The sequence below is a fragment of the Novosphingobium sp. KACC 22771 genome, assembly GCF_028736195.1.
Classification (GTDB): Bacteria; Pseudomonadota; Alphaproteobacteria; order Sphingomonadales; family Sphingomonadaceae; genus Novosphingobium.
Window position 1 is genome coordinate 3,468,638 of the sequence record NZ_CP117881.1, and the last position, 19,570, is coordinate 3,488,207.

At 60.6% G+C, this 19,570-nt stretch carries 15 protein-coding genes and 1 tRNA gene; 11 read left to right on the top strand and 5 right to left on the bottom strand.

What is annotated here, in order from left to right:
* The first annotated feature begins 61 nt into the window (after nt 1-61).
* The 4 genes from PQ467_RS15915 to PQ467_RS15930 all read left to right on the top strand — a co-directional run bounded on the left by PQ467_RS15915 (nt 62) and on the right by PQ467_RS15930 (nt 4,658).
* The gene (locus PQ467_RS15915) at nt 62-613 is read left to right on the top strand and encodes a TlpA family protein disulfide reductase (protein ID WP_274174340.1); all 552 of its coding nucleotides are present in this window, start codon (nt 62-64) and stop codon (nt 611-613) included.
* Nucleotides 614-875: 262 nt separating this feature from the next.
* Nucleotides 876-3,152, top strand: coding sequence for a putative bifunctional diguanylate cyclase/phosphodiesterase (locus tag PQ467_RS15920; protein ID WP_274174341.1), 2,277 nt, complete (start codon nt 876-878; stop codon nt 3,150-3,152).
* Between the two features lie 20 nt (nt 3,153-3,172).
* A tRNA-Val gene (locus PQ467_RS15925) sits at nt 3,173-3,248 on the top strand.
* A gap of 186 nt (nt 3,249-3,434) precedes the next feature.
* On the top strand, nt 3,435-4,658 hold the full coding sequence (locus tag PQ467_RS15930; protein ID WP_274174342.1) for a tyrosine-type recombinase/integrase: 1,224 nt from the start codon (nt 3,435-3,437) through the stop codon (nt 4,656-4,658).
* Here PQ467_RS15930 and PQ467_RS15935 read toward each other — a convergent pair.
* On the bottom strand, nt 4,655-4,897 hold the full coding sequence (locus PQ467_RS15935; protein WP_274174343.1) for a helix-turn-helix domain-containing protein: 243 nt from the start codon (nt 4,895-4,897) through the stop codon (nt 4,655-4,657). The two genes, PQ467_RS15930 and PQ467_RS15935, sit on opposite strands and share 4 nt — an antisense overlap.
* A 1,064-nt stretch (nt 4,898-5,961) precedes the next feature.
* On the opposite strand from PQ467_RS15935, the gene PQ467_RS15940 reads away from it, so the two are divergent.
* A complete protein-coding gene (locus PQ467_RS15940) occupies nt 5,962-6,879 on the top strand; it encodes a HEPN domain-containing protein (RefSeq protein WP_274174344.1) in 918 nt (305 codons plus the stop codon).
* 127 nt (nt 6,880-7,006) lie between these two features.
* On the opposite strand, the gene PQ467_RS15945 is transcribed toward PQ467_RS15940, so the two are convergent.
* Genes PQ467_RS15945 through PQ467_RS15955 form a run of 3 tightly spaced genes read right to left on the bottom strand, consistent with a single transcriptional unit; the run spans nt 7,007 to nt 8,712 of the window.
* Nucleotides 7,007-7,246, bottom strand: a complete 240-nt coding sequence (locus PQ467_RS15945; protein ID WP_274174345.1) for an RNA polymerase sigma factor — start codon at nt 7,244-7,246, stop codon at nt 7,007-7,009.
* Between the two features lie 3 nt (nt 7,247-7,249).
* Nucleotides 7,250-7,660 (bottom strand): DUF2958 domain-containing protein, encoded by a 411-nt coding sequence (locus tag PQ467_RS15950; RefSeq protein WP_274174346.1) that lies wholly within the window; start codon nt 7,658-7,660, stop codon nt 7,250-7,252.
* Nucleotides 7,657-8,712, bottom strand: a complete 1,056-nt coding sequence (locus tag PQ467_RS15955; protein WP_274174347.1) for an ArdC family protein — start codon at nt 8,710-8,712, stop codon at nt 7,657-7,659. Before PQ467_RS15955 ends, PQ467_RS15950 begins: the two co-directional genes overlap by 4 nt.
* A 742-nt stretch (nt 8,713-9,454) precedes the next feature.
* Between PQ467_RS15955 and PQ467_RS15960 the strand changes: the two genes are divergently transcribed.
* Nucleotides 9,455-15,043: a DUF3320 domain-containing protein gene (locus PQ467_RS15960; protein WP_274174349.1), complete on the top strand. Its 5,589-nt coding sequence runs from the start codon at nt 9,455-9,457 to the stop codon at nt 15,041-15,043.
* A gap of 234 nt (nt 15,044-15,277) precedes the next feature.
* Here PQ467_RS15960 and PQ467_RS15965 read toward each other — a convergent pair whose 3' ends face one another.
* Complete coding sequence (locus PQ467_RS15965) at nt 15,278-15,607, bottom strand: low molecular weight protein tyrosine phosphatase family protein (RefSeq protein WP_274174350.1); 330 nt, start codon at nt 15,605-15,607, stop codon at nt 15,278-15,280.
* A 300-nt stretch (nt 15,608-15,907) separates the two neighbouring features.
* Here PQ467_RS15965 and PQ467_RS15970 point away from each other — a divergent pair, with 300 nt between their 5' ends.
* Genes PQ467_RS15970 through PQ467_RS15990 form a run of 5 tightly spaced genes read left to right on the top strand, consistent with a single transcriptional unit; the run spans nt 15,908 to nt 19,343 of the window.
* A complete protein-coding gene (locus PQ467_RS15970; protein WP_274174351.1) occupies nt 15,908-16,387 on the top strand; it encodes a hypothetical protein in 480 nt (159 codons plus the stop codon).
* Nucleotides 16,384-17,484, top strand: a complete 1,101-nt coding sequence (locus PQ467_RS15975) for an RNA ligase RtcB family protein (protein ID WP_274174352.1) — start codon at nt 16,384-16,386, stop codon at nt 17,482-17,484. The genes PQ467_RS15970 and PQ467_RS15975 overlap by 4 nt, the downstream gene beginning before the upstream one ends.
* Nucleotides 17,481-18,104: a peptide chain release factor H gene (prfH, locus tag PQ467_RS15980; protein WP_274174353.1), complete on the top strand. Its 624-nt coding sequence runs from the start codon at nt 17,481-17,483 to the stop codon at nt 18,102-18,104. Before PQ467_RS15975 ends, prfH begins: the two co-directional genes overlap by 4 nt.
* Nucleotides 18,105-18,159: 55 nt before the next feature.
* Nucleotides 18,160-18,669, top strand: coding sequence for an HD domain-containing protein (locus PQ467_RS15985; RefSeq protein ID WP_274174354.1), 510 nt, complete (start codon nt 18,160-18,162; stop codon nt 18,667-18,669).
* Nucleotides 18,657-19,343 carry a phytanoyl-CoA dioxygenase family protein gene (locus PQ467_RS15990; RefSeq protein WP_274174355.1) on the top strand — a complete coding sequence of 229 codons (687 nt, stop codon included), beginning with the start codon at nt 18,657-18,659 and terminating at the stop codon, nt 19,341-19,343. Before PQ467_RS15985 ends, PQ467_RS15990 begins: the two co-directional genes overlap by 13 nt.
* Nucleotides 19,344-19,570: the final 227 nt, after the last annotated feature.

Sequence of the window (19,570 nt, forward strand, 5' to 3'; positions counted from 1 at the left end):
GCCTGCCTTGTTGTCACCTTCGCTCACGCGCAAAATCCTCAAACTTGCCGGTAGTGGCCTGATGATGGCCACCATCGCGGCCGGAATCGCGGGTTGCGATAGGCAAAGCGGCGCGGATAAGCAACCGCCAGAAGCAAGCGCATCGGCCGCAAATTCCGCCGCGCCCGAGGCAGAGGGTGCCGCGCTGGACCGCAGCCACAAGGGTTCGCAATTGCCGGTGCTGACCTTTAAGGACGCGGCCGGCAAGGAGATCAACACCGCCGGCCTCAAGGGCAAGCCGCTGCTCATCAACCTGTGGGCGACATGGTGCGGGCCGTGCATTGCCGAATTGCCCGCGCTGAACAAACTGGCCGCGGGCGGCAAGATCCGCGTGCTGACCGTTTCGCAGGACAGCGAGAGCGCCAAGACCAAGGTTGCGCCTTTCCTGAGGGCGCGCGGGGGCGAAGCGCTCGAACCCTGGCTGGACCCGGAAGGCACGGCGGCGACCCAGTGGCAGGTCAGCACGCTGCCCGCCTCGATCTATTATGATGCGCAGGGGCGCGAGGTGTGGCGCATCAATGGCGGCAAGGATTGGGCAGGCGCCGAAGCCGCCGCGCTGCTGGCCGAGCAATAAGGCAAACCGGGGGCATGCGGTTTTCCGCCCATGCCGCGTGTCCCCCCGTTTAACCATGGATGACCGCCTGATTGCATCGGGCGATGGTTTGCCCCTTCAAACAAGGCGCGATTTTTAGGGGGAGATGCGAAGCAGCCCCGGAACCAAAATTAACGAAATTGGGATAAGCATCGGTACTCTTTGGACTTTCGACTTGCTGGCCAAATAATGCCTGCAAGCTTATATTCCTTGAAAACTTTAGGATGTTCCCGGCACGGCGCACATGATCCATCCTTTGTCTTCACAAACGGGGGATACCGCCCGCCAGCTCCTGATCGAGCGTATCGCGGACAATCTGCGCCGGGCGATCACGGCCGCCATCGGCGGGACGCTCAACGCCGCCGCCGTGGCTATAACCATGATCTCGTCGCCCTATCCCGACTTTGTGCTGCTGTGGCTGGCCGCGATTGTGGCGGTGGCGGGGGCCCGGCTCGAACTGGCGCTGCGGCGCAGGCGGACGGGCTGGGCCACGATCGATGTGCGGCGCGACCTGTGGCATATCCATGCCACGGCGCTGGCCAACGGCCTGTTGTGGGGCGCGGGCATTGCGGCGGGGGCCAGCGTGGCCAATACGCGCCAGTTCATCGTCATCGCCATCCTGTCGGGCGGGATGCTGGGCGCAACCGTGCTGACCTATTCGACGATGGCGCGCGCGGCGATCCTGTTCATGACCCCGATCTGTATCGGTACGATCGTGGCATGGGCGCTGTTTCCCGGCGCGCAGGTCTGGGTGGGCACCTTGTTCTGCGCCTCCTATCTGCTGATCCTGTCGCGCGGGGCGTTTCAAAACCAGCGCGAATTTGCCAAAGCCTTTCACGCGCGCGAACAATTGCGCGAAACCGGGGCCACGGTGCAGTTGCTGCTCAATGACTTTGAGGCGCAATCGGCCGACTGGCTGTGGAAAGTGGACGGTCAGGGCCGCATTCAGGAACCCAGCCCGCGTTTTGGCGATGCCGCGCGGCGGGCTTGGCAATTGCTGGATGGCGCGCCCTTGACGAGCCTGTTTGCCCCCTGCCCTGAAACCGAGCGTCTGGCCGCGCATCTCGCCCAGCGCACGCCCTTTCGCGATCTCACGCTGCCGCTGACGCTGAGCGGGTCGCCGCATTGGTGGACCCTCTCGGCCCAGCCGTGGCAGGACGGGATGCGCGGCGTGGCCCGCGATGTCACCGCGCAAAAACGCGCCGAGGCCCGCGTCAGCCATATGGCCCATTATGACGGCCTGACCAATCTGGCCAATCGCTTTTTGTTCAACGAAACGCTGGCCGGGGCACTGATGCGGCGGCGCGGTCAGGATGACGGGATCGCAGTGCTTTATCTCGATCTCGACCGGTTCAAATCGGTCAATGACACGCTGGGCCATCCGGTGGGCGACAAGCTGTTGTGCGAAGTGGCGCGGCGCATCGAGGATTGCGTGCGCAAGAGCGATCTGGTGGCGCGGCTGGGGGGCGATGAATTTGCCATCCTCATGCACGGGCGGCGCATAGACCGCATCGCCGAAAAGACCGCCACCCGCATTATCGAGGCGGTGCGCGAGCCCTGCCTGATCGATGATGGTCAGGTGCTCACCTCGACCAGCATCGGCATCGCGGTCAGCCATGACAACCAGACCGACGCCGCCACGCTGATGAAACAGGCCGATCTTGCGCTCTATGTCGCCAAGGGGCGCGGGCGCGGGGTGTTTTCCCATTTCGAACCGGGCATGGACGAGGCCGCCGCCGCACGCCGCGAAATGGAAATGGACATGCGCGTCGGGCTGACCGAGGGGCAGTTCGAGCTGCATTACCAACCGCTGATCGATGTCATCACGCGCCGCACGGTGGGCTATGAGGCGCTGGTGCGCTGGCGCCATCCGGTACGGGGCATGATCATGCCCGATCTGTTCATCCCGCTGGCCGAGGAAACCGGGCTGGTGGTGCCGCTGGGCGATTGGGTCATCCGCCGCGCGTGTCAGGAACTGGCCCAATGGCCCACCCATCTGCGCGTGGCGGTCAACCTCAGCCCCGCGCAATTGCGCAGTGCGGGGCTGATATCCACCGTGATGCAGGCCATTGCCGAAAACGGCATCGCGCCCGACCGGCTCGAACTGGAAATCACCGAAAACGTGCTGCTCAAGGACAATGCCGTCCATGCCGCGCTGCTGCATAAATTGCGCGGGCTGGGGGTGCGGGTGGCGCTCGACGATTTCGGCACCGGCTATTCCTCGCTCAATTATCTACGCGCCTTTCCCTTCGACAAGATCAAGATCGACCGCTGCTTTCTTACCGGTCTTGGCGAGAGTGACGAGACGCTGCCCATCGTGCGCGCGGTGATCGCGCTGGCCCATGCGATGGGCATGACCACCACCGCCGAAGGGGTGGAAAACGAGCACCAGATGCGCGTGCTGCTGGCCGAGGGATGCGATCAGGCTCAGGGCTATCTTTTTTCCCGCGCGCGGCCCGCCGCCGATTTTCCCGAACTGCGCCGCCAAACCCCTGTTGACGCCCCGAAAAAAAGCGCCTAATCGCGCCCTTCCCGTGATTGGGGCGATTAGCTCAGTTGGTAGAGCATCTCGTTTACACCGAGAGGGTCGGCGGTTCGAGCCCGTCATCGCCCACCATTTCCTTGACCGCCGAAGGCCGCTCAGGGCTTTATAAACCTCGGAAATCTGCTATATTTTCTCATGAGCCGGTCGTCTGCGTCCGCATGGGTTCGCTGACAGCCATCCCGAAATGGGGGTATGAAGTGGGGTGGTACGCTACCCCGAAAATTCGATACCCCCAAGGTCATGAGGAGCGTCCGGGGTATGGCGCTGACAGAAACCGCAGTCCGAAATGCCAAGCCAAAGGATAAGGCTTACAAGCTCAGTGATTCAGGTGGCCTTTATCTGTTCGTCACTCCGGCGGGCGGAAAATTGTGGCGCATGAAATTTCGCGTTAGCGGCAAGGAAAAGCTACTTTCGTTCGGCGGGTGGCCTCAGGTCAAACTGGCCATGGCCCGCAAAGAGCGGGACAAGGCAAAGGAATCCCTTGCAAGCGGCACCGATCCCGCAAGGGAAAAGCAGAAGATCAAGCTCAGAGCAAAGGTCTCCGCAGCAAACACCTTTGGCGAAATTGCACAAGAGTTCATCAACAAGCGCCGCCGTGAAGGAATGTCGGAATCCACCGCCGATAAGAGCGAATATTACATCTCGCGCATGGGCAGCCAGATTGCCCGGATGCCCGTATCAGAAATCACTGCGCCCGATCTGCTGGCGGTTCTGCGTCGTATCGAAACCAAAGGAAATTACGAAACATCGCGCCGCGTGCTGCAACTAGCGGGGCGAGTCTTCCGTTACGCGATCGCCACGGCTCGGCTCGTGTCTGATCCAAGTCGCGACCTGCGCGGCGCCCTGACTGCCCCACGATCAAAGCATTACGGCGCTATCACGGATCCAAAAGCGGCAGGAGAATTGCTCCGTGCAATTGAAACCTACGAAGGCATGGGCATCACGAAAATCGCCATGCGCCTTTCCGCCTATGTTTTCGTACGCCCCGGCGAATTGAGGCACGCCGAATGGGCAGACATTGATCTTGATGCGGGCTTGTGGACAATCCCTGCGGAAAAAATGAAGATGCGCAAAGCCCATCATATTCCCCTATCCCGGCAATCCGTTGAGGTGTTCCAAGAACTGATGCCGCTTACTGGCCCGACAGGCTATGTCTTCCCCTCGATCCGCACGCGCAAACGCCCGATGAGCGAAAACACCGTCAATGCGGGATTACGCCGCTTGGGTTACACGGGCGACGAAATGACAGCGCACGGGTTTCGAGCGATGGCCAGCACCCTGCTCAACGAATCCGGCAAATGGTCAGCCGACGCGATTGAGCGGGCGCTCGCCCATGGCGACAGCGATAAGGTGCGGGCTGCCTATCATCGCGGGACCCATTGGAAAGAGCGCGTCGAGATGGCGCAATGGTGGTCCGACTATCTCGACGCGCTGCGTGATGGTGCCGCGATCCTGCCCTTTCCGGAACAGAAGCACGGTTAGGGACGATGCTGCTGGCCGCGTTCAAGCAGGGCTTCAAGACTAGCCAGCGGGATCAGTGTTGCCCTGCCGATCTTGATCGTGGCCAACTCGCCATCGGCAATAAGGGCATAGAGTTTTGTACGGCCAAGACCGGTCATGCGCTGGACCTCGGGGATGCGCAAAGCCAACGGTCTGGGCATCGTCGGCGCGGCGACTATCGGGGTCATCTGGGGCTGAGCGGGTGTGATGCTCTTCTTCATTGGGGCATATCCCTTTCCGCGATGAGTTGCCCGCCACAGGGTGCAATCAGTATGGGGAAGTCGCCGGGCAAACCTCGCCGCCGCACGGTGCTAACGGGAGGCATGACACCCGTCATGCAGCGCCTCGCTTGGCCATCTGCCTCCCCACTCTCAGCGAGGACGGTGCGCGCCTGCGCCATGCCAGGTCGAACGCTATGGACGATTGCTGGCCACTCGATGTTGCAAGATAGGCCCCGGATCAAGGGGGCAAGGATGTCATCCGCCGGGGGGAAAGCGTATCGTCGACGCTTATCGGCAGTCTGCTTAAGCAACTGCCGAACCAGACCCGATAGGGATAGGCTGGCACCGCAATCACGTCGCATCAAAGCGATGTGCAGCAAGCTGTCAGGACGGAAATTCATTCTGAACATGGGTAAGGTCTCCTTATGGGGAAACCTTCGCCGGGGTCATGAAGCACTGTCGAAGATACAGGTGCCCGGCCTGCATTTCAAGCTCAGCATCCCGACGCATGGCGCGATCCCGAGCCCCACAGCACCTCGGGAGGAACCGATTTTTCCGGGGTCACATTTCCTTTCTCAACCAAAGGTCTGCAATGCCGGGTGGTACATGTATTACGGGAGAAAACGGTTCTCTTTCCGCTGGTTGAGGCCGCACCTGTTGAGGCTTGTGTGCACTGTACAACGCAGCACCGAAAATCCGCCCCACGCGTATTACAGCCTCAAGAGGCTGATTTTCATGCTGAAATTGGCAGCAGCACCCGTGCGTAGGGTCCATTACACTTACGCCCGCTTTGGGCGTGCGTCCGATCCTCCGCATGGGCCTGTCCCATGCGCCGATAGACGACTTGTATGGGTGGCCAAACGGCTGGCTTTATGGGATGATTCGCGGAGATTAGGGGCGACGGCTTTGGGTAGCTTTGGCGATGGCAAGGCCGGTGGCAAAGCCCCTTGGGGTAAATCACTGCGTGTCCTGGGGATCGGATAGCGATGCAGGAACGCGGCCCCCTTTTCGCCATCGGTCAATTCGGTTGCGCGGGCCATGCAAGATGTTGTTAGGATGAGGTGATGAAGACCGATCTCGATCATCTGCCGGCCCACAAGCAGCGCGAACTCGAGCGCGTGGTGCAACTGCTGTTCGAGGAATTCGACGGTGCCCATGTGGAAGCGACCGGCAGGCGCAGGACGGGGAAGATCGTCAAGATTCTTCTATATGGTAGTCATTCGCGCGGCGGTTGGGTGGATGAACCTCATACCGCCAAAGGCTATCGTTCGGACTTCGATTTGCTGATTATCGTCAGCCAGAAGGAACTGGCTGACCGGGCCGCCTACTGGACCCGCGCGGATGAACGTCTCATCGAGGAGATGATCGCGGGGCGGTTGCGGACGCCGGTCAATTTCATCGTGCATTCGCTCCAGCAGGTGAACGATGGTCTTGCCCATGGGCGGTTCTTCTTCATGGACATCGCCAACGAAGGCATCGCGATCTACGAATCCGATGACCGTGAGCTGGCAAGGCCGGTGCCCAGAACTCCGCAGGCCAATCTCGATATGGCGCGGGAGTATTTTGAGGAGTGGATGCCCGGCGCTCTGCAGTTTCTCGAGACAGCGAGATTCACTGCTGAAAAGGGATGGAACAAGAAGGCTGCGTTCCTTCTCCATCAAGCGACGGAGAGCCTCTTCCACGCGGTCCTTCTCGTAAGCACCTTGTATTCGCCACACAATCACAATCTCGCCTTCCTGCGCACCCAGGCCGAGCGGCTGGACCTACGGCTTGTAGCTGCATGGCCCCGCGAATTGCGCAAGGACCGCGCCCTGTTCGAGAAGCTGAAAGACGCTTACGTCAAAGCGCGCTACTCGAAACACTACCGGATCACCGCCGAGGAACTGGCATGGCTGGGGGAACGGGTCGAGGAACTCGGGCGCATCGTCCACACCATCTGCACGGAACGTCTCGCCGCACTGGAAGCTGCCGTGAAGGGGTGATGGTCTGATGGCCATCACCCCTTCGATCTGCCCCGCTTTCGCCCCTACGCCCACGCCACGGGGCGACACACAGCCTCTCAACGCCCTTTCCGCGCCTGTCCCTGCTTCCATGCCGGTCGCCTCGCTGTCAGGGCTCCTCCAACCCCTCGGTAAGCTTGCTCAGAGCCCCTGCCAGAGCGGTTTCCACCTCCGCGACACTCACCCCAAGGCGGAAAGCGATGGCACCATGGCTGAGGCCATCGCTGGCTGACAGAAGGTAAGCTGCCCTCTCCACCATCGGCAAAGTGTCGAGCAGGGCGACAAGGCGCTGGCGTTGCCGCTCTGCCTGTTCCTGAGGCTGGCCCCGGTGCTGTTGATCGCGCGCCATGGCCTATGCCCTGCCGCTGCGATTGGACACACCACCGTTCCGCTTCAGAGACATTTCCGCCCAGGTGAGCGATCCCAATCGCCGCGCAGTCTGCGTCCATAAGGACAGCGGGTGATGGCTGGAAAAATGTTGGTCGCGCTCGATCCGCAGGCCTAGGGGCAGACGCACCGAAGCGATCTCGTTCAGCGAGAAATAGCCCAACTCCGGACAACCAAAGCCAAGATCGGCCAACCCGAATAAGGTATCGCCATCCTCGTCCAGTTCGCTCGCCAGCCATGTTGCCGCGCCGCAAGGGTTGAACAGTTTGAGCAAAGGCACCGGATCGGGCGCGGGCAGATTGTCGCGCTGCGCCACCCTATGAAGGGCACCATTGACCAGCAGGGCCACACGGATCTTTTCGGGAAGGAGGATCATGCCGCTGCCCTCCCTTCGGTGATGGAGCCCTGCTCCGGTTCAGCAGGCTTCGACTCCGGTGCATACCTGCCATCCTCGCTGTCCTTGCTCACCCTGTATTCGGCATGCTTTGCCAGCAGCCAGTCAGCGGCCTTGCTGGCCTGACTGGCGGCGCGGAAGATCGCCCGATTGTCCTCGCGCAAAACTTCCAGCCATGAGCCGAGGTAATCGGCATGGCGCACAGTCGGCACAATACCCAGCGCCGCACAGAGGAAGGCCGAACCCATTTCCGCCACCAGTTCCTCGCGGGCATAGTCCTTGCTGCCAAAGGGATTGGCGAGCTTGCGATCCAGCCGCGAGCCATGGCCTGTCGCATGGCAAAGTTCATGCAGGGCCGTGCGATAGTAATTGATCTGCTCGAAGAAGGCCGGTTGCGGGGGAACCTGCACATAATCGGCAGAGGGCACATAGAAGGCCTTGCCCCCGCCGATGCGGAAAGGCACGCCTGATGCGGTGATGACCTCTTCGGCCAGCGGCACCATCTCACGCTCAGGCAAGGGCGCAGGATCACCAAACAGGTCTTTGCCCTGCCCTTCCCCCAGCCCCTCGCATTGCGCGACATTGAAGACAGTAAAGCGTTTGAGGAAAGGAACCGACCTTGCATCCTCGCCGCTTTCCTGCGCGCGGGTCTTCTCGGCCTGCGGGGTGAAGCGGTCGGCATAGACTACCGTGACACCCTTCTCGCCCTTGCGGACATTGCCGCCAGCTTCCAGCGCCTGCCGGAAAGTCAGCCAGCCTTGGGAAGGATAGCCCCCTTCAATCACGCTGCCCCAGAGCAGCAGGATATTGACGCCGGAATAGCTCCTGCCGGTCAGCGCATTGTGCGGCAAGGCGGGACCCACGCCACCCTGCCCCGAACCATCCACCGCCCCCCATGGCTGCCCCCATGGAAAGCGCCCTGCCTCAAGCTGGGCGATGATCTTTGCCGTCACTTCATCGTAAAGCGAATTGCGGTTCCCGCCGCGCGGCGCTTCACCCTCGCCCGCAGCACGACGCTTGCTTGTATGACGCATGGTATCCTCCTTGCGCCACCCCAAACCCACATTGGCTTCCCCTTGGAGCGTGGGCGGGCGGCACCAGCGCCGTTCAGGGCGGGACCACAGGTCCGGGCTGCACCTTTGGCCGCAACGCAGTGGAGGAGCCGGGCCGAAGGCGCGGCTTGCAGCCCGGACGGGCCCGCCCAAAAGGGCGCGCCGCCCACCCGCGCTCCGAGGGGAAGGCCACACCAACGCCGCCGCGCAGCAGCGCGGCGTCAGCAGAAAGACTTCAGAACTTTGGACAAAGGATCGTCACCTGAAAGGACGGAACGCAGACATGCGGTCCGGGGGCGCCAAAGGCGACCTAGAGCCTGATCATGGACCGCGCGGAAGCGGCGGGCAGGATGGCCCACTAAGTCGTCCATCATTTCGGAATAGAAGCAACCGGCCTGTTGCCGTCTGGTCGCTTACTGCAGCGTTTCATAGTTTGCAGACGGCTTGAACTAATCACCCGGCGACTATCTCCTTTCCAGAGCCCCCCCAGTTAGACGGATGATTAATGTCGCACAAATTGAAGGTTTGAGCATTCGGACGAGAGTGAATGTCACCCTGCTGCCAATACCCACGATGACGCCCCCAGGCTTTAAAAGTGCCAACCGTGAGAACGGCAGCGCATGATTTCGATCGACGGTTTCACTTGCCGTCGGGTGTCGCTTAAAAGATTAATCGCTGGACTTAAGAAAGCATAATTAGCACGATGGGGCCTAGGGGGTATTCCATGGCCACGACTATGATTCCGCAGTCCGATGTCGAGACGACTTCGGTGTTCCAAAGCGATCTGCCGATCACGGAAAAGCTGGATCGCGCACGTATGGAATTGCTCGATCTTTCCGCTCGCAACAGACTGCTCAATCTGCCGCGAGCGTCGAAAAGTGCCCGATCGATAGAAATTGTCGACGAAAAAAGCGCTGAAATATTCAGGCTGCTCGTTCGTGAAGCCAAGGTTTTTACGTTTCTGGCCGGGAAAGCAGCACGTGACACAGATGTCGACGAGGCGGTGGGAGACGATGCGGATGAGATTTTGGATCTTGCCCAGCCTGAAGATGACGTTGCTGATGAGCGTGGCGTTTTCGGTCGTCACGCCGATACCCGTCTGCAAACGCGACTGACTCCGAAGGGACTCCAGAAGCGCCTGCTCGAATTGTATTTTGACGCGCGCACGTTGGAAGAGGAACAGGGCGTCAACATTCTCTATCTGACCCTCGGCATGCTCAAGTGGATTGACCCCACCAACGCTGCCAACATTCGCTTCGCGCCGCTACTGTTGATCCCAGTATCTCTCGAGCGCGGCAATGCCGGTGAAAAGTTCAAACTTCGGGCAAGGCCAGAAGAGTTCGCCTCCAACCTGTCGCTCGAAGCCTACCTTGACCGAGTCCATGGTATTCGCCTGCCCACGTTCGAGGCTACCGATAATTTCGAGCCGATTGCCTACATGGACGAGGTCGCCGATGCGGTCGCGGCTAAGGACGGCTGGGCTGTTTTGCATGACGACATGGCGTTGGGCTTCTTCTCATTTGCTAAATTCTTGATGTATAGGGACCTTGATCCTGCAACCTGGCCGGATCATGCGCGGATCAGCGAAAGACCGCTGGTGCGCGGTCTGCTGGCCGATGGGTTCGACAGTGTCGACGGAATGATACCTGAAGACGCAAAGATCGATCCCTTCATTCCGCCGGCAGAGATGCTGCACATCCTGGACAGCGACAGCAGTCAGGCTCTGGCTGTGCATGAAGTTCGCCGTGGTCGGGACATGGTGATTCAGGGGCCGCCTGGAACTGGAAAGAGCCAGACGATCTCCAATGTCATCGCCTCGGCCGTCGCCGACGGCAAAACGGTACTGTTTGTCGCCGAGAAAATGGCTGCGCTGGAGGTTGTAAAGCGCAGGCTCGACGCCACTGGCGTGGGCGATGCCTGTCTGGAGCTGCATAGCAACAAGGCGAACAAACGTGCGGTACTCGATGAACTGCGCCGCACATGGGAATTGGGCGCGCCGAAAGGCAGCGATCCGGGCTCACTCCATGCGCGTCTGACAGAGGCCCGGGATCTGCTGAACAACCATGCCGCGCGTATGCATCGACTTCATGCTACAAGTGCGCTCACCCCCTATCAGGTGATCGGGCAATTGGCCCGTTTACGGCTGGACGGCGAGCAACCCAACGACATTGTGCTTGATGCTCCTGAAACATGGTCGGCAGACGGTTTCGCTGAACGGCACGGCATCTTGTCCGAGTTGGTCGAGCGGGTTGAGGTGATCGGCAAACCTGCCGATCATGTCTGGCGCGGCGTCGGGCTGGCTTCTGCTTCCCCCATGGAGGTCGAACGATTTACCAGCCGCTTTGTCGCGCTGACGGAACGGCTGGATCAACTCGAAACTGACCAAGCCGCGCTAGCTGCGACTCTCGAAAGCAATGCTGTGCCCAGTTTGCAGGAAACGGGTACGCTGATCGCATTGGCGCGGCGAGTTGCCAGTGCACCGTCCTTGTCTGCGCAGGCTCTCGGATCACCTGCATGGGATGATCGGGGCCAAGATATTGCCAACCTGCTTGACACTGGCACCCGCTACGCCTCGCTGAAGACCAAGTTGGCACCAACCTACAGCGACGCCGCATGGGAGACAGATCTTGCAGACGCGCGTCTGCAACTCGGAAAACTGCCTGCCACCTTCTTACCCGAAGCATTCGCCCGACTGTCTTTGCTGGTAGAAAAGTTGCCACGCCTGAAGGCCGAAGCAGATGCGCTCGCGCGATCCATGGGGCGTGAAGCTCCCGTGACATTCGCCGACATCAAGCGCTTTTTGCGTGTGGGCGAGCGTGTGGTGGCTGCACCGGAAGCCAGCGCAGATGCCTTTGCTGCCGACCTGTGGGATAATGGCGTTGAGCATGCGGGCGACATAGCCGAAGCTGTGCAACGGCTCGAAGCATCTCGAAGTGTAATTGGCAGTGGGCTCGTCGACGCGGCATGGTCGATGGAGTTGGGAACGGCGCGTGCGACATTGGCATCGCATGGTACCGGCTTCTTCAAAATCTTTAGTAGCAATTGGCGCAATGCCAACCGCCTCGTTCGTAGCGTCCTGACCAATCCGGATCAGCCGTTGGATGAGACTCTCAGTCAACTCGATGCGCTGGCCGAAGGGCAGACTGCGCGGCGTGCCATTGAAAGTGATGAGACTTTCGCGCGCAGCGCGTTTGGAGGTGACTGGCGCGGTGATCGCTCGGCTTCTACGGCGCTGTTCGCGTTAGTGGAATGGATGCGCTCATTGAAAGGCCTCGGCGCCGAACCTCGAATCGTGGCCGCCAAACGTCCCGACCGTGATGAAATCGGTATGCGTCTGGCGCGCACGGAAGCCCTGCTGGCTGAAGTCTTCCCCGTGATCGAAATGCTGTGGAGCGATTTGCCTTCTCAAGAGCTGATGTTTGGCGATGCTTTGACGGCGGAGCGGGCAGATTTGTCAGCCCTGCAAGGCTCTGTTTCCGATTTCAATGCGGCCGATCAGGCAAGCGCGATAGTTGCCCTTGAGGTTCCAGCCGACCTGAACCTTCGCCTTGAAACGCTGGACGATCTTGCAGAAGGGCAGCGCTGCGCTGCGAGCCTCGACGATAATGAGAGTTTGGGGCAATCGGCGTTTGACCTCAGTTGGCAGGGACGTGCATCGGCTTGGGCGGATCTCAGTTCCATGGCCGACTGGATCAACGGCAATGGTGACATTCGGATGCTGGCCAGTCGTGTCATGGACCGGCAAGTGCTGGAGCCCGTCGCCAATACGCTCGAACGTGACGGTGAGGTTTTCGTTGCGGATATCAACGGGCTGCTGGGTGATCTGCATTGTGATACCTCCACTGCTCTCGGGACTTCAGATCTGGCTGCAGTGCCATTCGTTCAGCTCCGCCAGCGGCTTGAAGAGTGGGCCATTGGCGGCGAGCAATTGTCGAAATGGGTAGCTTACCGTGATCGTGCTGACCGTGCCCGCGCATTGGGGTGCAGCGATGTTGCGGCCCGACTTGAAGATGGCCGGTTGATGTCTGAAGCGGTCATACCGGCTTTTGAAATGGCCTATTTTGAGGCAATCCACACCGACCAAGTCCGTGAACATCCCGAACTTGGCCGTTTCGATGGGACGTTGCATGGGCGCCTAGCACGTGAATTTGCCGATCTTGATCGCCAGCGGATCGCTTCTGCCAGTTTGGAGGTCGCACGCGCTCATCACCAGCGTCTTCCCGCCAGAGATGGCGGTCTGCCTGTTGGGCCGCTCGGGACGCTCAGGACGGAGATGCAAAAGAAGCGCGGTCACATGCCGATTCGCAAACTCATGGAAAAGGCTGGACCGGCCATACAGGCCCTCAAGCCTGTCTTTATGATGAGCCCGCTTTCCGTTGCTCAGTTCCTTGCCCCCGGCGCGTTTGAATTTGACCTGCTGGTGATGGACGAGGCGAGCCAAATTCAACCGGTGGATGCGCTGGGCGCTGTCGCCCGAGCCAAGCAGGTCGTCGTTGTGGGTGATCCCAAGCAACTTCCGCCCACAGCCTTTTTCTCGAAGATGACCGGCAACGCAAGCAACGACGATGACGATGATGGCGGCCGTGTCGGCGATATTGAAAGCATCCTTGGGTTGTTTTCAGCGCGTGGCCTGCCCATGCGGATGCTGCGCTGGCATTATCGCAGCCGGCATCAATCACTGATTGCCGTCAGCAATCGGCAGTTTTACGAGAGCAAGCTGTTCATCGTGCCCAGTCCCTACACTGCCGAAGCGGGAATGGGGCTGCGCTTCCACCACATCGCCGAAGGGCTGTTCGACGCGGGGAGTACGAGGACGAATCAGCTTGAGGCGAAGATCGTCGCCAAAGCGATCATTGCTCACGCCCGCGACCATCCGGACCTGTCCCTCGGCGTGGCGGCCTTCTCGGTGTCGCAGCGACGGGCAATTCTGGATCAGCTCGAATTGCTCCGCCGTTCAGCGACGCCGGAAGTCGAGGCCTTCTTCCAAGCCCATTATTCCGAGCCCTTTTTTGTCAAGAACCTCGAAAATGTGCAGGGCGATGAGCGGGATGTGATTTTCATCTCGGTCGGTTATGGTCCGACGACGCCAGGCGGGCGGGTGCCGATGCGCTTTGGTCCGTTGGGCTCAGAGGGGGGAGAACGGCGCCTGAACGTTCTGATCAGCCGTGCAAAGCAGCGCTGTGAAGTCTTTTCGTCTATGACCGATGAGGACATCGATCCTGATTTTGCCCAGAGCCGCAAGGGCGTGTTTGCGTTCCGCCTGTTCCTGCACTTCGCGCGCACTGGCCGAATGACCATGGCCGAAAGCACCGGGCGCGATCATGACAGCGTGTTTGAGGAGCAGGTTGCCAAGGCGCTTCAGGCGCGTGGCTATCAGGTCCACCGTCAGGTCGGCCTTGCAGGCTTTTTCATCGACCTTGCTGTTGCCGATCCAGAAATGCCGGGCCGCTATCTGCTGGGTATCGAATGTGACGGAGCGGCCTACCACGATGCCCGATCGGCGCGCGACCGTGACCGCCTGCGTCAATCTGTGTTGGAAAGCCACGGCTGGAACATGCACCGCGTCTGGAGCACCGATTGGTTTCACCGGCCGAATGAACAACTGGACCTCATTATCGCGCGGGTCGAGGCTGCTAAGGCCGAGCACGGTATGGAGGCATCAAATCGCCCCCTCCGCGCCGTGCCTGTCGAGATTTTCAGCGTCGAACGCGAAGATGTGACCGAGATGGGCTTTGTCCACGCGGATGTGGCGGCTGATGATCAGCCTTCAAACCTCTACGAAGAGGCCGTATTGTACCGGCCTGCACACCTGACAGAGGAGTTGCACGAAACACCGACTGGCATTCTGACCGGACTCGTCGAGGAGGCGGTCAGGATCGAAGGGCCGGTGCATGTTGATGAGGTGATCGAGCGTATCCGGTCAGCGTGGGGGTTGAAACGTGCCGGCGGTCGCATCCAGGCGGTCATTGAAGGCGCTGCCGATGTGGCCCTGAAGACCGGGCGCATTGAAAGAAGCGGGCAATTCCTCTCGATCCCAGGAGCGCCCGTGACCGTTCGGGATAGGAGTGCTGCTACCTCATCAACCCTGCGCCGCGCCGATCACTTGCCGCCTGCTGAACTTATGCTGGCAATCACAGATGTTGTGCGCACTAACTTTGGTGCAACCAGCGATCAGATTGTGCAAGCAGTGTCCCGTGCACTTGGGAACAAGGCGACCAGTTCCGTGGTAAGGGAAAGAATCGAGGCTGAAATCGCAAGATTGGTAGCGTCGGGGGGGCTGATAGATCAAGCGGGAGTTTTTGTTGTGGCTTAGCTCTTGGCAACCAGATCGCTCGTGGCAAGGTAGGCGCTACCATTCGGGTTGATGCGACTATATGAGAGAGGAGAAAAATCGCTTCTCATATGGTCCTCGCGGCACGAAGCTCAGCCTCGCCGACGAAGTACACTTTGCGCTTGGGCCGAACGCTTTATAGCCGACTGGAACCGCCCGCAAAGGAGACGTTCAACGCCTCCGGTGGAGCCACCCAAACTTGTCGTTCATTCATGATCATGCCGGTGGCAGATGCCGCGCCATGCGTGCCTTGAGCAGCTCCACCAGTTCCGGTTGCATGAAAGCATAGTCGTCCGGGATATCGAGGCAGATGATACGTTGCCCAGGCAGGGCCGCGCGGAATCGCTGCTGCACCTTTGCGCGATGCTGCTTTTCCATCACCACGATGATATCGGCCCATGACACCAGTTCCGCGGTCAGTGGGTTCTCGGCATCATGATTGGTGCCGGCAGAGGAGACCTCCAGCCCCGGATAATCGGCGAACACCTGCTCGGCCGTTGGGCTGCGCAGGCGGTTCTGGCTGCAAATGAACAGGATGGTTTTCAAGCAACGCCTCTGGCAAAAATTCTGGTCAGTTTTTGAGCGACTTGCACGAAAGGTCAATTCGAAGTAATGGGCCGTCCAGCCAATACCGGCCTGTTCTTAAGCCAAGGAAAGGAGAAGACCATGCGCGCAGCATTCGCCCGCAACAAAAATCACTTCTTATTTCCCTGTGTTCAGGAACAGATTGCATGGGCAATTCTCTCACAGGCGACCCGTCTCGCCTGATTGCTTTTCAGGGCCTTTGCGCCACTGACTTTTCCAAATTTTTTGCTGTGACCGCTCCTCTCGTCGGGGAGGTGCATCATGCGCGATGACATGTTCAAGGTGATTGTCGAACGCCCCCGCCGGGGCGCCAGCCACGCCGTTTCTCCCAAACTGAAAAGGATACCGGACGCCGACACGAAGCAGATCGGACTCAAACGCCATGCCCGCATCGGCGTGCGTAACACCAAGATGCTCAACGAAAACCTCGCACCGCTGCTGCGCTACTTGCGCCGCCAGCGCGGGCGCCGCTGGGACGCCGTGTTCAGTGAGATTTGCGCCAGCATCGATACGGGCAGCACCGTCAAAATGCATGTGCGCCAACATATCGAAGACTTCGTCCTGACGCGCATCTCGATCGGACGCGACGGCGAATGGATGTTCGAGGGTAACGTCCTGGCCCGTCGCGGGCCTATGTTTTACCGCAGGGAGATGTTCGTCGATCCGCGAGACGGCATCCTCAAGGATATGAGCGCGCTGGAAAAGTTGCTGGCCACTCACGGCAAGGGAGGCGCGCAATGAGCAAGGTCACCCTGATCGCCAGCGATCCCTCGCGTTTCGATCCTCTGGCGCTGGACCAACTCGATGCTTGCGCTCGTTATGACAACATGGCGCGGATCGTCGGCTTACCCGATCTGCACGCAGGCAATGGAATCGCCGTGGGCGCGGCCTTCTGGTCGCCCACCCGCATCTGGCCGCATCTGGTGGGCAGCGACATCGGCTGCGGTATGGCCCTGTGGGAAACGGACTTGCCCTTGCGCAAGTTCCGCCTCAGCACGGTCGAGCGCAAGTTGCATGGGCTGGATGCCCCTTGGGCAGGCGATGGCGCAGCGGCACTTGCCGAGGCCGGATTGGCGCCAAGTCTCGCCAGTCCAGCGCTCGGCACCATCGGTGGGGGGAACCATTTCGTCGAATTCCAGCGCATCGAGGCGGTGGTGGACGAGGTGCGCTTTGCCGCATTGGGCCTGGCGCAGGATCGGGTGTGGATGATGGTCCACAGCGGGTCGCGCGGGTTGGGGCAGGCTGTCTTGCAGGCGCATCGCCAGTCTGATGCCAGCCAAGGTATCCCCGCCGACAGCCCGGACGCCATAGCCTATCTGGCCGACCATGATGCGGCCTTGGGCTGGGCCATCCTCAACCGCCAGATCATCGCCGAGCGCTTTTGTGACAGCCTTGGTCTTGGTGGTCGCCGCGTATTGGACATATGCCACAACAGCGTCACCCCGTATCAAGGCGGGTGGCTGCATCGCAAAGGGGCGGCACCTACCGACAAGGGGCTGGTGGCGATCCCGGGTTCGCGTGGCGATTTCAGCTATCTGGTCAAGCCAATCCTGGATGGCGCCGATCATGCGCTCCATTCGTTGGCCCATGGCGCGGGCCGCAAATGGAGCCGCAAGGATGCACATGCCCGCCTCTCGCGCCGCTTCAAGGTGGCCGATATGCAGCGGACCGCCCTTGGCAGCCATGTGATCTGTGAGGACCGCCGCCTGATCTTCGAGGAAGCACCCGATGCCTACAAAGACATCGGCATGGTCATCGCCGATCTGGAGCAGGCAGGCCTGATCCGCGTGATTGCCAAGCTGCGGCCCCTTCTCAGCTACAAGATGAGGGCGGCATGAACGAGGTGATCATGCATATCACGGCGGGCAAAGGTCCGCAGGAATGCTGCTGGGTGGTGGCGCAACTGGCGCGCGCCTTCGCCCGGGAGGCCAAGGGCATGGGGCTGGAATGCGAATTGCTCGATGGGACGGAGGAATTGCCGTCCTCCATCCTGCTGCGCATCGCGGGTGATGCGGCTTCAGCCTTTGCCGCGCAGCGCATCGGCACCAACCAGTGGATCGGCAGCAGCCCCTTTCGACCCACCCACAAGCGGCGAAACTGGTTCGTGGGTGTCGCTCTGGCGCCGGAGCCTGAAACCATCAGCGACCTGCGGGAGGAGGATATCGACTATCAGGCGATGCGCGCCAGCGGGCCCGGCGGGCAGCATGTCAACAAGACCAACAGCGCCGTGCGGACAACCCATCGCCCCACCGGCCTTGTCGCCACCGCGCAGGAGCAACGATCCCAGCAGGCCAACCGCAAGATAGCGCGGCTGAAGCTGGCGATCATGCTGGAGGAGCGGCGTGGACAAGCCAAGGATGACCAGCGCCGGTCACAATGGCAGGTCCATCAGGAGCTTGAGCGCGGGAACACGATCAGGGTCTATACCGGAGAGCGGTTTCAACTAAGATCGGCGTGAATACCATCGGTGGGTGGACTGGCGTCTACCCACCGATGGTTTGGAGATTGAAGTATTGCCCGCCCCAGACCTTGCTGCCATGCTGATTGTGCTCGATGCCTGCGCCTATGCCACGCGGATGCACGCCGGCCAGCAGCGCAAATATACCGGCGAGCCCTATGTGCTGCATTGCCTGGAGGTGGTGCGGATCGTGGCGGCGCTGCTGCATGATGTGGTTGAGGATACCGAGGCAAGCATCGAGGATGTCCGCAACCAGTTCGGGGAAGAGATTGCGCGAGGGGTTGCATGGCTGACCGATGTCAGCCGCCCCGACGACGGCAATCGCGCCGTTCGCAAAACCATCGACCGCGATCATCTGGCACAGGCGCCCGCCGATGTGAAAACGGTGAAGCTGGCCGATGTGATTTCCAATACGCGCTCGATCGTCGATCACGGCGATGGCTTTGCGCGGGTCTATCTGCGCGAGATTGCTGCCCTGCTGGAGGTGCTGAGCGAAGGCCATCCCGAACTGTTGCAGCGGGCAAAGGCTGAAGTGGCGCGAGGCGTGGCCAAATGGTTGGCGTAACGGCGCTCAACGATCTGCGCCTGGCAGAACATGGTGCTCAACTCTTTCGAGGGGCAGCCTTGGCGGATCTGCCGGAATTGGAGGCGGCCATGGATGCGCTGCCTCCCGATCAAGCCGGCATCCGCCTTCATGGGGTGGCAGCCTTGCACGCCCATCTGGCGCCAACGGGCTGCATCGGCGCGATTGCCAGCAAGGCCATTGGCGCCGAGGCAAGGCCCGTCCGCGCCATCCTGTTTGACAAGAGCGCGGCCACCAACTGGTCGCTGGGTTGGCACCAGGATCGCACCATCTGCGTGCGCGAAAGGGTCGACGTCCCTGGCTTTGAACCGTGGTCGATCAAAGCGGGCCTGTACCATGTCGCCCCGCCTATCGAGTTACTCTCGCGCATGGTGACGGTGCGGGTGCATCTCGATGATGTGCCCGCCACCAATGCCCCGCTGCTGATTGCGACCGGATCGCACGAGCACGGGCGCGTGTCGGAATCTTCGGTGGCCCAAGTCGTTGCGGAATGTGGAATCGCTGTCTGCCTTGCCGAGGCAGGCGATGTCTGGGCATATTCCACGCCCATTCTTCATGCTTCCGATGCTGCCAGAAGCCCTGAGCGCCGCCGCGTTCTCCAGGTGGATTTCAGCGCGGATGAATTGCCGGGCGGGCTGGAATGGCTGGGGGTATAGTCGCCCTCATTCCTGACATTCAGCGCCCATGATCGGTGCCTCCAAACCGGTCGTAGGGTCATTCTGGCATTGGGATGGTGGAATGCTGGAGCTTGGGATGTTCCACTCGTTCCCGAGCAACCGGTCGCATGACAGGTCTTGCCAGGACCCGCCAGCCATCGGTACCAACCGACTCATCCGAAGGCCGCCCGCCAACCAGATGTTTACGAGATTGTGGAGCTCAGACC

What these genes read in the sequence shown, in the direction of transcription:
- PQ467_RS15915 (WP_274174340.1), top strand. Translation starts at nt 62, where the DNA reads ATGATGGCCACCATCGCGGCCGGAATCGCGGGTTGCGATAGGCAAAGC.
- PQ467_RS15920 (WP_274174341.1), top strand. Translation starts at nt 876, where the DNA reads ATGATCCATCCTTTGTCTTCACAAACGGGGGATACCGCCCGCCAGCTC.
- PQ467_RS15930 (WP_274174342.1), top strand. Translation starts at nt 3,435, where the DNA reads ATGGCGCTGACAGAAACCGCAGTCCGAAATGCCAAGCCAAAGGATAAG.
- PQ467_RS15935 (WP_274174343.1), bottom strand. Translation starts at nt 4,897, where the DNA reads ATGAAGAAGAGCATCACACCCGCTCAGCCCCAGATGACCCCGATAGTC.
- PQ467_RS15940 (WP_274174344.1), top strand. Translation starts at nt 5,962, where the DNA reads ATGAAGACCGATCTCGATCATCTGCCGGCCCACAAGCAGCGCGAACTC.
- PQ467_RS15945 (WP_274174345.1), bottom strand. Translation starts at nt 7,246, where the DNA reads ATGGCGCGCGATCAACAGCACCGGGGCCAGCCTCAGGAACAGGCAGAG.
- PQ467_RS15950 (WP_274174346.1), bottom strand. Translation starts at nt 7,660, where the DNA reads ATGATCCTCCTTCCCGAAAAGATCCGTGTGGCCCTGCTGGTCAATGGT.
- PQ467_RS15955 (WP_274174347.1), bottom strand. Translation starts at nt 8,712, where the DNA reads ATGCGTCATACAAGCAAGCGTCGTGCTGCGGGCGAGGGTGAAGCGCCG.
- PQ467_RS15960 (WP_274174349.1), top strand. Translation starts at nt 9,455, where the DNA reads ATGGCCACGACTATGATTCCGCAGTCCGATGTCGAGACGACTTCGGTG.
- PQ467_RS15970 (WP_274174351.1), top strand. Translation starts at nt 15,908, where the DNA reads ATGCGCGATGACATGTTCAAGGTGATTGTCGAACGCCCCCGCCGGGGC.
- PQ467_RS15975 (WP_274174352.1), top strand. Translation starts at nt 16,384, where the DNA reads ATGAGCAAGGTCACCCTGATCGCCAGCGATCCCTCGCGTTTCGATCCT.
- prfH (WP_274174353.1), top strand. Translation starts at nt 17,481, where the DNA reads ATGAACGAGGTGATCATGCATATCACGGCGGGCAAAGGTCCGCAGGAA.
- PQ467_RS15990 (WP_274174355.1), top strand. Translation starts at nt 18,657, where the DNA reads ATGGTTGGCGTAACGGCGCTCAACGATCTGCGCCTGGCAGAACATGGT.